At 73.4% G+C, this 11,443-nt stretch carries 11 protein-coding genes; 2 read left to right on the top strand and 9 right to left on the bottom strand.

Going from position 1 to position 11,443, the window contains the following annotated elements; translation table 11 throughout:
* The first annotated feature begins 110 nt into the window (after positions 1–110).
* Both ICW40_RS12950 and ICW40_RS12945 read left to right on the top strand, forming a co-directional pair.
* Entirely contained in the window at positions 111–425 is a 315-nt protein-coding gene (locus ICW40_RS12950; RefSeq protein ID WP_221654434.1) for an AzlD domain-containing protein, read from the top strand.
* A gap of 115 nt (positions 426–540) precedes the next feature.
* Positions 541–1,104, top strand: coding sequence for a GNAT family N-acetyltransferase (locus tag ICW40_RS12945; protein WP_221654433.1), 564 nt, complete (start codon positions 541–543; stop codon positions 1,102–1,104).
* Positions 1,105–1,106: 2 nt separating this feature from the next.
* Here ICW40_RS12945 and ICW40_RS12940 read toward each other — a convergent pair whose 3' ends face one another.
* The 9 genes from ICW40_RS12940 to infB all read right to left on the bottom strand — a co-directional run.
* Entirely contained in the window at positions 1,107–1,553 is a 447-nt protein-coding gene (locus ICW40_RS12940) for a hypothetical protein (RefSeq protein WP_221654432.1), read from the bottom strand.
* Positions 1,553–2,308 (bottom strand): 4-hydroxy-tetrahydrodipicolinate reductase, encoded by a 756-nt coding sequence (gene dapB, locus ICW40_RS12935; RefSeq protein ID WP_221654431.1) that lies wholly within the window; start codon positions 2,306–2,308, stop codon positions 1,553–1,555. The genes ICW40_RS12940 and dapB overlap by 1 nt, the downstream gene beginning before the upstream one ends.
* Before the next feature lie 42 nt (positions 2,309–2,350).
* Positions 2,351–3,679 carry a M16 family metallopeptidase gene (locus ICW40_RS12930; protein ID WP_221654430.1) on the bottom strand — a complete coding sequence of 443 codons (1,329 nt, stop codon included), beginning with the start codon at positions 3,677–3,679 and terminating at the stop codon, positions 2,351–2,353.
* 1 nt (position 3,680) lies between these two features.
* Entirely contained in the window at positions 3,681–5,924 is a 2,244-nt protein-coding gene (locus tag ICW40_RS12925) for a polyribonucleotide nucleotidyltransferase (protein WP_221654429.1), read from the bottom strand.
* A gap of 401 nt (positions 5,925–6,325) precedes the next feature.
* Complete coding sequence (rpsO, locus tag ICW40_RS12920) at positions 6,326–6,595, bottom strand: 30S ribosomal protein S15 (protein ID WP_149204771.1); 270 nt, start codon at positions 6,593–6,595, stop codon at positions 6,326–6,328.
* A 94-nt stretch (positions 6,596–6,689) separates the two neighbouring features.
* Complete coding sequence (locus ICW40_RS12915) at positions 6,690–7,730, bottom strand: bifunctional riboflavin kinase/FAD synthetase (protein WP_221654428.1); 1,041 nt, start codon at positions 7,728–7,730, stop codon at positions 6,690–6,692.
* 80 nt (positions 7,731–7,810) lie between these two features.
* A complete protein-coding gene (gene truB / locus ICW40_RS12910) occupies positions 7,811–8,719 on the bottom strand; it encodes a tRNA pseudouridine(55) synthase TruB (protein WP_221654427.1) in 909 nt (302 codons plus the stop codon).
* Position 8,720: 1 nt separating this feature from the next.
* On the bottom strand, positions 8,721–9,209 hold the full coding sequence (gene rbfA, locus ICW40_RS12905) for a 30S ribosome-binding factor RbfA (protein ID WP_221654426.1): 489 nt from the start codon (positions 9,207–9,209) through the stop codon (positions 8,721–8,723).
* A gap of 227 nt (positions 9,210–9,436) precedes the next feature.
* Positions 9,437–11,443, bottom strand: a 2,007-nt coding sequence (infB, locus tag ICW40_RS12900) for a translation initiation factor IF-2 (RefSeq protein WP_221654425.1), incomplete at its 5' end; no start/stop codon positions are given.

The raw sequence follows: 11,443 nt of genomic DNA, 5'->3' as shown, positions 1-11,443 counted from the left end.
GCCGTCGTGCTGGGCTGGCGCGACCCCGGCCCGCGGCTGCACGCCCCGCCGGCCGACGCCGGTCCGGGCAGCACGACCCCCGGCGGCTCGGGGCCGGACGGGGTGCGGTCATGAGCGCGTACGCCGTGACGTGGGTCGCCGTCCTCGCGGCGGCCGCCGTGTGCTTCGCGACCAAGCTGCTCGGGCACCGGCTCCCCGCCCACTGGCTCGAGGACCGCCGCGTGGCGCGCGTGGCCGGTCTGGTGACGGTCGCGCTGCTGGCCGCGCTCGTCGCGGTGCAGACCTTCACGACGGGAGCGGCCGTCGTCGTCGACGCGAGGCTCGCGGCCGTCGCCGTCGCGGCCGTCGCGCTCGCCCTGCGTGCGCCCTTCGTCGTCGTGGTGGTCCTCGCCGCGGTGGTCGCCGCCGTGCTGCGCGCGCTGTGACCGCGCGGTTCGACACCGCCGCGGGCGGGCGGCATGCTGCCGGGATGCACCCGCGCAGCGCACCGGCCGCAGCCGTCGCCCCCACCGCACGGCTCCGAGCGGCACGAGCCCGCTGATGGCGCTGTTCCGCGAGCAGGCCGACGTCTCGGTGCGCCCGGCGACGCCCGACGACGAGGCGGCGATCGCCCGCGTGCAGCTGCGCGCGTGGCGCACGACCCACGGCGACCTGCTCGGTCCGGACGTGCTCGAGCAGCTCGACGTCATGGCCGTGCGACGGCAGTGGGCCGCGGCGATCTCCACGCCGCCGTCGCGCGCGCACCACGTGCTCGTGGCGTGCGACGGTCCACGCGTCGTCGGGTTCGCCGCGTCGGCCCCCCTCGCGGGCGTGGACGGCGACGGAGGGGCCGAGACGGGGGTCGACGTCGTCGCCCTCGAGGTCGACCCGGACCACCGCCGCGGAGGGCACGGCTCACGCCTGCTCGCGGCGTGCGTCGACATCGCCCGCGACGCCGGGGCCACCCACCTGCAGACGTGGGTGCTCGACGGCGACGACGCGCGCGGGCAGTTCCTCGCCGCCGCAGGGCTCGGCCCCGACGGTGCAGCGCGCGAGCTCGGGGTCCGGACCGAGGGCGGTGCCACCCGGCCCGTCACCGAGCACCGGTGGGTCGCGGAGATCTGACCTCAGGGCGCGGCGCGGTAGAGCGCCGACGCGCGGCGGAGCGCCTCGCGCGCGCGACGGCGGTCGCCCGCGGCGTCGTAGGCGAAGCCGAGGCGGTACCAGGCCGACCAGTCGTCCGGCGCGGCCTCGGCGTCGGCACGGAAGGCCGTGAACGCGACGTCGGCCGCGGCCCGGTCGACGCGGCCACCGGGCGTGCGCGGCAGGTCGTCCACGGGGAGCCGACCCTCGGCCGCGAGGACGTCCGCCATGCGCTGCACGCCGACGGCGAGCCGCCACTCGCGCGAGATGAGGTACAGCCCGAGCGCGGTGAGCACGAGGACGCCCGCGCCGAGGCCGACGGCGACCGGCTCGCCGGTCCGGACGAGCGCGACCCCGCGCCACGCGACCGCGACGAGGAACACCCCCAGCAGCGCGGACACGAGCACCGCGCCGACCATCGACCGGCGCATCAGCCGAGGTCGAGGTACTGGTCGAGCCCCACCGTGAGCCCGGGACGGCTCGCGACCGTGCGCACGGCGTGCAGCACCCCCGGCATGAACGAGACGCGGTCGAAGGAGTCGGTGCGCAGCGTGAGCTGCTCACCCGGGTTGCCCAGCAGGATCTCCTCGTGGGCCACGAGCCCCCGCAGCCGGACCGCGTGCACCCGCACCCCGTCGACGTCGGCGCCGCGCGCCCCGTCGAGCGCGGAGGTCGTGGCGTCCGGCATCGTGCCGCGGCCGGCGGCGGCCCGGGCCGCCGCGATCCCGCGCGCGGTGTGCACCGCGGTGCCGCTGGGGGCGTCCACCTTGTCGGGGTGATGGAGCTCGACGACCTCGGCCGACTCGAACCACGGCGCGGCCTTGGCCGCGAAGGCCATCGCGAGCACCGCCCCGATCGCGAAGTTGGGCGCGACGAGGACGCCGACGCCCGGCACCTCGGCCAGGTGCTCGCGCACGCGCCCGAGGGCCGCGTCGTCCCAGCCCGTCGTCCCGACGACCGCGTGGATGCCGGCGTCGACCAGCGCGTGCACGTTGGCCTCGGTCACCGCGGGCACCGTGAAGTCCACGGCCACGCGTGCCGGACCCCCCGCGAGCGAGGCGACGTCGTCACCGGCGTCGAGGCGTGCGACGAGCTCGAGGTCGGCGGCCGCCTCGAGCGCCGTGCACGTGGTCCCGCCCATGCGGCCGCCCGCGCCGAGCACCGCGACTCCCAGTCGATCGTCCACGGGACGACCCTAGTGCGCCGGACGCGCGCGTCCGGCGACCGCTCAGGCGCTGAACGGCCCCACGCGGACGACGGACCGCGGGCGACCCGCGAGCTCGGCTGCGAGCTCCTGGACGTCGGCGGCACGCACCGCACGGATGCGCTCCAGCGACTCCTCCTGGCTGAGCAGCTCGCCGTGCACCAGCTCGGCCTTGCCGAGCCGGCTCATGCGCGAGCCGGTGTCCTCGAGGCCGAGGACGAGCCCGCCGGAGAGCTGGCCGATGCTGCGCTGCAGCTCCTGCTCCGTGATCCCGTCCTGGGCGAGCCGCTCCCAGCCCTCCGCGAGCAGGCTCAGCACCTCGTCGACCTTGCCGGGCGCGCAGCCCGCGTAGAGGCCGAAGACGCCGGTGTCCGCGTGCCCGGACGAGAAGCAGTACACGGAGTACGCGAGGCCGCGCCGCTCGCGGATCTCCTGGAAGAGACGCGACGACATGCCGCCGCCCAGCACCGCGTTGAGGACGGACAGCGTGAACCGCCGGTCGTCGGTCGCCGTGAGGCCCGGCGCCCCGAGGATGACGTTGGCCTGCTCGGTGGTGCGGTGGATGACGAGCTCCGCGCCGTGCGTGGGCAGTCCCGCGTCGGCCGCGTCGCCGCGTCGCGCCGCGGGGCCCGCGTCGGGGTCGAGGTCCCAGCCGCCCGCGTGCAGGGCGTCCGCGACCTGGGCACACAGCGCGTCGTGGTCGACGCCGCCGGCGGCCGTGACGACGAGGGTGCGGGGACCGTAGTGCTCGCGGTAGTGCTCCCACACCGCGTCGCGCGGGACCGCGCGGATGGTCGCGGGCGTGCCGCCGATGGGGCGGCCCAGCGGGTGGGCGCCCAGCACCGCGGTCGCGAACTGCTCGTGGACGACGTCGGAGGGGTCGTCGTCGTTCATGGCGAGCTCTTCGAGGATCACGCCGCGCTCGGTCTCGAGCTCGTCCGCGTCGATCCGTGCCGACGTCACCATGTCCGCGATGACGTCGACGGCCATCGGCACGTCGGCGTCGAGCACACGCGCGTAGTAGCAGGTGTGCTCCTTGCCGGTGGCCGCGTTCGCCTCGCCGCCGACGGCGTCGAACGCCTCGGCGATGTCCATCGCCGAGCGGCGCGCGGTGCCCTTGAAGAGCAGGTGCTCGAGGAAGTGCGTCGAGCCGTGGTGACCGTCCGTCTCGTCACGCGAGCCGACGCCGACCCACGCACCCACCGTGGCGGAGCGCAGGCCGGGCATCGACTCGGTGAGGACCCGGACCCCGCCGGGCAGTACGGTACGGCGCACGAGGGCGCCGCCGTCCTGCCCGGCGGTCACGTCACTGCCCGGGAGGCCCGGGCGGGTCAGCGGGAGGTCGAGACCCACCTCAGGCCTGGGCGCCTTCGGCGGCCGCACCCTGCTCGGCGGGGGCGCCGTCGCCGGCAGCCTCCTCCTCGATGACCGCGTGCAGCGAGAGCTTGCCGCGCGGGTCGATCTCGCCGATCTCGACCTGGACCTTCTGGCCCACGCCGAGGACGTCCTCGACGTTCTCGACCCGACGGCCGCCCACGAGCTTGCGGATCTGCGAGATGTGCAGCAGGCCGTCCTTGCCCGGCGAGAGCGAGACGAAGGCGCCGAACGTCGTCGTCTTGACGACGGTGCCGACGAAGCGCTCGCCCACCTCGGGCATGTGCGGGTTCGCGATCGCGTTGATCGCCGCCCGCGCGGCCTCCGCCGACGGACCGTCGGTGGCGCCGATGTAGACCGTGCCGTCGTCCTCGATCGAGATGTCGGCGCCGGTCTCCTCCTGGATCTGGTTGATCATCTTGCCCTTCGGCCCGATGACCTCGCCGATCTTGTCGACCGGGACCTTCACCGTGATGACGCGCGGCGCGTTCGGCGACATCTCGTCCGGGGCGTCGATCGCCTCGTTCATGACGTCGAGGATGTAGAGCCGTGCGTCGCGGGCCTGGTTCAGCGCGCCCGTCAGCACGTCGGCCGGGATGCCGTCGAGCTTGGTGTCGAGCTGGATGGCCGTGACGAACTCACGCGTACCGGCGACCTTGAAGTCCATGTCGCCGAACGCGTCCTCGGCACCGAGGATGTCCGTCAGCGCCGCGTAGCGGGTCTGACCCTCGACGGTGTCGGAGACGAGACCCATCGCGATACCGGCGACCGCGGCGCGCAGCGGGACACCCGCGTTGAGCAGCGACAGCGTCGAGGCGCAGACCGAGCCCATCGACGTCGAGCCGTTCGAGCCCAGCGCCTCGGAGACCTGACGGATCGCGTAGGGGAACTCCTCGCGGCTCGGCAGCACGGGCATGAGCGCCCGCTCGGCGAGCGCGCCGTGACCGATCTCGCGCCGCTTGGGCGAGCCCACGCGGCCCGTCTCACCGGTCGAGTACGGCGGGAAGTTGTAGTTGTGCATATAGCGCTTGCGCGTCTCGGGCGAGAGCGTGTCGAGCTGCTGCTCCATGCGGAGCATGTTCAGCGTCGTCACGCCGAGGATCTGCGTCTCGCCGCGCTCGAAGATGGCCGAGCCGTGCACGCGCGGGAGGACCTCGACCTCGGCGGACAGCGTGCGGATGTCCCGCAGGCCACGACCGTCGATGCGGAAGCCGTCCGTGAGGATGCGGCGGCGGATGACCTTCTTGGTCACGGCGCGGACCGCGGCGGAGAGCTCCTTCTCGCGACCCTCGAACTGGCCGCCGAGCTCGGCGAGCACCTCGGCCTTGATCTCGTCCAGGCGGCCCTCACGGGTCTGCTTGTCCGCGATCGTCAGCGCCTCGGACAGGCGCGCCTCGGCGGCCTGCTCGACCGCGGCGAAGGTGTCGTCCTGGTAGTCCGGGAACGTCGGGAACTGCTGGACCTCCTTGGCGGCCTTCGACGCGAGCTCCTGCTGCGCCGTGACGAGCGCCTTGAGGAACGGCTTCGCGGCCTCGAGGCCCTGGGCCACGACCTCCTCGGAGGGGGCGACGCCGCCCTCGTCCTTGATGAGGTTCCAGCTCTTCTCGGGCGCCTCGGCCTCGATCATCGCGATCGCGACGTCGTCACCGACCACACGGCCGGCGACGACCATGTCGAACGTCGCGCGCTCGCGCTCGGAGTAGCGCGGGAAGGCGACCCACTGGCCGTCGATGAGCGCGATGCGCACCGCGCCGACCGGGCCGGAGAACGGCAGGCCCGAGATCTGCGTCGAGATCGACGCGGCGTTGATCGCGAGGACGTCGTACGAGTCGTCCGGGTGGATCGCCATGACGGTGACGACGACCTGGACCTCGTTGCGCAGGCCCTTGACGAACAGGGGGCGCAGCGGGCGGTCGATGAGGCGGCACGCGAGGATCGCGTCCGTCGAGGGGCGGCCCTCGCGGCGGAAGAACGAGCCGGGGATCTTGCCAGCGGCGTACTGGCGCTCCTCGACGTCGACCGTCAGGGGGAAGAAGTCGAACTGCTCCTTGGGGTGCTTCCCGGCCGTGGTGGCGGACAGGAGCATGGTGTCGCCGTCGAGGTAGGCGACGGCGGAGCCGGCGGCCTGCTTGGCCAGGCGGCCGGTCTCGAAGCGGACGGTGCGGGTGCCGAAGCGGCCGTTGTCGATGACGGCCTCGGCGAACTGGATCTCGGGTCCCTCCACGGGATGCCCTCCTTCGTCGAAGATCCCGGCTTCGAGCGACGGTCTTCGACCGTGGTCCGCGGACTCCGTCGTGCGGTTCCGCGAGCCACTACCGAGGACCAGACGCCGGTTCCGGGCGGTACTGGATGTGGATCAGTACTGATGTGAATCGGTACTGATGTGAATCGGTACTGATGTGAATCGGTACTGATGTGAATCGGTACTGATGTGAATCGGTACTGATGTGAATCGGTACTGATGTGAATCGGTACTGATGGGTTCGGGTGGTGCTGGGTGCTGCTGGTGGCGATGGTGCCGCGCCCCGCGTGGGGCGGGCCGTCACCGCCGGGTGCCGGCGCCGCGCGGGCGCCTGACACCGGACCAGCCCGGACCCCGGTGGGGTCCGGGCTGGTCCGGGACGTTCAGCGACGCAGGCCGAGCCGCTCGATGAGGCTGCGGTAGCGGTTGATGTCGACCTTCTGCAGGTAGCCGAGGAGACGGCGACGCTGGCCGACGAGGAGGAGCAGGCCACGACGCGAGTGGTGGTCGTGCTTGTGCTCCTTGAGGTGCTCCGTGAGGTCCTTGATGCGCTGCGTGAGGAGCGCGATCTGGACCTCGGGCGAGCCCGTGTCGTTCTCGGTGGTGGCGTACTCGGTCATGATGCGCTGCTTGGTGGCGGCGTCGAGGGGCACGGGCTCTCCTTGGGTGTCTCGCTGCGCGGTGCTCCGGGGCATGTCCACCCGGGCGCTCTGGTTCCGCGGCCGATCTGACGGCATCCCCAGGGTATCAGCCGACCGCGCCGGGCACCGACCCCTGCGCCCCGGCGGGGCCGAGCACGGACACGAGCGGACCGCCCGCGAGCCGGCGCCGCGTGCGCTCGACGTCGTCCTCCATCTGGACGACGAGCGCCTCGACCGAGGCGAACCGCACGGTCGGCCGCAGCCGCTCGACGAACTCGACGACGACCTCCTCGTCGTACAGGTCGAGGTCCGTGCGGTCGGGCACGTGGGCCTCGACGCGGCGCTGGACCCCGTCGAAGGTCGGGTTGGTGCCGACCGAGATCGCCACGGGCAGGTAGCCGTCCGGCCGGTCCGCCGGGTAGCCCACGCGCCGCAGCCAGCCCGCGTACACGCCGTCGGCCGGGACCATGCCCGTCGCGTCCTGGGAGAGGTTGGCGGTCGGGTACCCCAGCTCGCGGCCCCGCGCGTCGCCGTGGACGACGGTGCCCCGCACCCGGTGCGGGCGGCCGAGGATGTGGGCGGCCCCCACGACGTCGCCCTCGGTGAGCAGCTCGCGGACCCAGGTCGACGACCACCGTCGCGACCCCTCCCCCCGGTGGTCCGGCGACACGTCGCCGTGCACGTCCTCGATCACCTCGACGGCGAAGCCGTACCGCTCGCCGAGGGCGCGCATGGTCGCGAGGTCGCCGGAGTTGTCGAGCCCGAACCGGACGTCGCGCCCGACGACAACCGTGCCGGCCCGCAGGCCGTCGACCAGGTACGTCCGGACGAACTCCTCGGGCGTCGCGCGCGCGAACTCGAGCGTGTACTCGACGAGCAGGACCGCGTGCAGCCCGGTCTCCGCGAGCAGCTCGAGCCGGTCGGCGATCCCGGTGATGAGCTCCGGCGCGGAGTCGGGGCGGTGGACCAGCGCGGGATGGGGGTGGAACGTCACGGCGACCGCGCGGTGACCCCTGGCCGTGGCGTCGGCCACCATCCGCGTCAGCACGCCGCGGTGGCCGCGGTGCACCCCGTCGAAGTTGCCGATCGTCACGACGCAGGGACCGAAGTCCGCGGGTACCTGGCTCAGGTCGGTCCAGCGATGCACGGGGCAAGCCTGCCACGCCGCCGCGGCCCTGACCGGACCGTCCCCGAGCACGGTCGTGGCCGCGGGCGTGCGGGACGCCGTCAGGCCGGCCGGACCACCAGGACGGGACGCGCACGCCCGGTGGGCTCGTCGGCGAGCAGCGCGACGAGCCCTCCGTCGGGCGCGAACGCCGCGACGGGGGCGTCGCTCGTGGCCGGCTGCGCCGGGTCCGCGGCGACGCGGCGCCCGAACGACAGCTCGGCGGTCTCCTCCGCCGTGAGCTCGCGCGGGGCGAAGGTCGCCCGGGCGGCGTCGGCCATGGGCAGCACGGTGAAGCTCTCCTCGAGCTGGTCGAGCGTGCGCGCCACGTCGAGCGCGTAGCCGCCCACGCGCGTGCGTCGGAGGGCGGTGAGGTGCCCGCCGACCCCGAGCGCGGTGCCGAGGTCGCGGGCGAGCGCCCGCACGTACGTGCCCGACGTGCAGACCACCGTGACGTCGACGTCGACGACGGCGGGAGTGTCACCCGTCGCGGCCACGTGCCGCACCCCGTGCACGTCGAAGCGGCGGATCGTCACGGGCCGGGCGGCGAGGGCGACATCCTCGCCGTCGCGCACCCGCGCGTAGGCGCGGCGCCCGTCGACCTTGATCGCGCTGACCGAGCTCGGCACCTGCTCGATCGGACCGGTGAGCGCGGCGACCCCACGGTGCAGGTCCTCGTCGGTCACGCCCGAGGCGTCGGCCACGGCGACGACCTCGCCCTCGGCGTCGTCGGTCGTCGTCGCGACGCCGAGCCGGATCGTCGCGAGGTACTCCTTGTCCGCGCCCACCACGTAGGTGAGCAGCCGGGTGGCCTTCTCGACGCCGAGCACGAGCACCCCGGTCGCCATGGGGTCGAGCGTGCCGGCGTGGCCGACCTTCCGGGTGCCCGCGAGGCGTCGCACCCGGGCGACGACGTCGTGGCTCGTCCAGCCGGCCGGCTTGTCGACGACGACGAGGCCGTCCTCGGCCACGTCAGCCCCAAGCCGGCAGGTCGTCCCCGTCGGCGCCGGTCGCGGAACCCTCGACCTCGTCCTCGTCCTCGTCGGCGGGACGGCGGTAGGGGTCGGCGTCGCCGGCGTACTGCGCCGACGAGGCCAGCGCGGCCACCTCCGCGTCGCGCGCCGCCGCCTCACGCAGGGCGCGCTCGAGGTGCTCGGCCGTCTCGGGCACGGCGTCGGCGATGAACTCGAGCGTCGGCGTCAGCCGGATGCCGGTCTGCTTGCCGACCTCGGACCGGATGAGCCCCTTGGCGCTCTCGAGCGCGGCGGCCGACCCGGCCCGCGCCTCGTCGTCCCCGAGCACGGTGTAGAACACCGACGCGTGCTGCAGGTCCCCGGTCACCCGGACGTCGGTCACGGTCACGAAGCCGAGCCGCGGGTCCTTGACCCGCGTGTCGAGCATCTGCGCGACGATCTTCTGGATCCGCTCGGCCAGCTTCCGAGCCCGCGGGTGGTCGACCATGAGATTCCTCCGGAGATGCAGGGCGGCAGCTGCCGCAGACGAAGCGATGTGGCGCGAAGCGCCACGAGCCGACCCCCTGCCCATCCCAGCCCGGGCGCACGGTGACCTGACGGAGCGCGTCGGGATGATGGTGCGCGGACCGTGGTGGGTCTGGCAGGGCGGCCGACGAAGGAGGCCGCCGGGGGGCCGCGCGCCGTCATCCCGACGCGCGGCCCACCGGCAGAGGACTACGAGCGCGGCTTCTCGCGCATCTCGTACGTCTCGACGACGTCGTCGACCTGCAGGTCGTTGAACGACCCGAGCCCGATACCGCACTCGTAGCCCTCGCGGACCTCGGTCGCGTCGTCCTTGAACCGCTTGAGCGACTCGATGGACAGGTTCTCCGCGATGACGTTGCCACCGCGCAGCACGCGCGCCTTGGAGTTGCGGCGGATCGTGCCCGAGCGCACCAGCGAGCCGGCGATGTTGCCGAACTTGCTGGAGCGGAAGACCTCGCGCACCTCGGCGGTGCCGAGCTGGGCCTCCTCGTACTCCGGCTTGAGCATGCCCTTGAGGGCCGCCTCGACGTCCTCGATCGCCTGGTAGATGACCGAGTAGAAGCGCACGTCGACGCCCTCGCGGTCGGCCAGGTCCTCGACGCGCTCCGCGTACTTGACGTTGAAGCCGAGGATGATCGCGTTGTCGACCGTCGCCAGGTTCACGTCGTTCTGCGTCACGGCACCCACACCGCGGTGGATGACGCGCAGGTCGACCTCGTCGCCGACGTCGATCTTGAGCAGCGCGTCCTCGAGGGCCTCGACGGCACCCGAGACGTCGCCCTTGAGGACGAGGTTGAGGGTCTCGACCTTGCCCTGCTGGAGCGCCTGCGTGAAGTCCTCGAGGCTGATGCGCTTGCGGCGCTTGGCCAGGAGGGCAGCGCGCTCGGCGGCCTCGCGCTTCTCGGCGATCTGACGTGCGGTGCGGTCGTCGGGGGCCACCAGGAAGGTGTCACCGGCGCGCGGCACCGAGGTCAGGCCGAGGACCATGACCGGACGTGCCGGCGTGGCCTCGCTGACCGTCTCGCCGTGCTCGTCGAACATCGCACGGACGCGGCCGTAGGCCGTGCCCGCGACGATCGCATCGCCGACGCGCAGCGTGCCGGACTGCACGAGCACGGTCGCGACGGCGCCGCGGCCCTTGTCGAGGTTCGCCTCGACGGCCACGCCACGCGCGTCCTTGTCAGCGTTCGCCCGCAGGTCGAGCGCGGCGTCGGCGGTGAGCAGGACGGCCTCGAGGAGGTCGTCGATGCCCATCCGGCGCAGCGCCGAGATGTCGACGAACATCGTGTCGCCGCCGTACTCCTCGGCCACGAGGTTGTACTCGGTGAGCTGCTGGCGGATCTTGGCGGGGTTGGCCCCCTCCTTGTCCACCTTGTTCACGGCGACGACGATCGGCACGCCGGCCGCCTGGGCGTGGTTGAGCGCCTCGATGGTCTGCGGCATCACGCCGTCGTCGGCCGCGACCACGAGGATCGCGATGTCGGTCACCTGGGCACCACGAGCACGCATGGCGGTGAACGCCTCGTGACCCGGGGTGTCGATGAAGGTGATCGCCCGGTCCACGCCCTCGTGCTCGGTGTGGATCTGGTAGGCGCCGATGTGCTGGGTGATGCCACCCGCCTCGCCGGCGACGACGTCCGCGGAGCGGATCGCGTCGAGGAGCTTGGTCTTTCCGTGGTCGACGTGACCCATGACGGTCACGACCGGCGGACGCGCGCTGAGCTGCGAGTCGTCCTCCTCGGCCAGCTCGGCCTCGAGGTCGATGTCGAAGGACCCGAGCAGCTCGCGGTCCTCCTCCTCGGCCGACACCATCTCGATGCGGTAGCCGAGCTCGGCCGCGAGCGTGCCGAACGTGTCCTCGTCGAGGGACTGCGTCGCCGTGGCCATCTCACCGAGGTGGAACAGCACGGTCACGAGGCTCGCGGGGTTCGCGTCGATCTTGTCCGCGAAGTCGTTGAGCGAGGACCCGTGACGCAGGCGCACCACGGTGGTGCCGTCGCCGCGAGGGACCTGCACGCCGCCCAGCGAGGGCGCCTGCATCTGCTCGAACTCCTGCCGCTTCGCGCGCTTCGACTTCCGTCCGCGCACGGGCCGCCCGCCGGCGCGCCCGAAGGCACCCTGCGTGCTGCCGCGACCGGCACCACGGCCACCGCCGCCGGGACGACCGGCGAAGCCGCCGCCGCCGCCCGGGGCACC

The organism is Actinotalea ferrariae (genome assembly GCF_019733465.1).
GTDB lineage: Bacteria > Actinomycetota > Actinomycetes > Actinomycetales > Cellulomonadaceae > Actinotalea > Actinotalea ferrariae_A.
The sequence above is the reverse complement of the archived record's forward strand: the minus strand, read 5'-3'. Positions and strand labels throughout refer to the sequence as shown.

Excerpts from the sequence above, each read along its gene's own strand:
- ICW40_RS12945 (WP_221654433.1), top strand. The coding sequence starts at position 541 with ATGGCGCTGTTCCGCGAGCAGGCCGACGTCTCGGTGCGCCCGGCGACG.
- ICW40_RS12940 (WP_221654432.1), bottom strand. The coding sequence starts at position 1,553 with ATGCGCCGGTCGATGGTCGGCGCGGTGCTCGTGTCCGCGCTGCTGGGG.
- ICW40_RS12950 (WP_221654434.1), top strand. The coding sequence starts at position 111 with ATGAGCGCGTACGCCGTGACGTGGGTCGCCGTCCTCGCGGCGGCCGCC.
- rbfA (WP_221654426.1), bottom strand. The coding sequence starts at position 9,209 with ATGGTCGACCACCCGCGGGCTCGGAAGCTGGCCGAGCGGATCCAGAAG.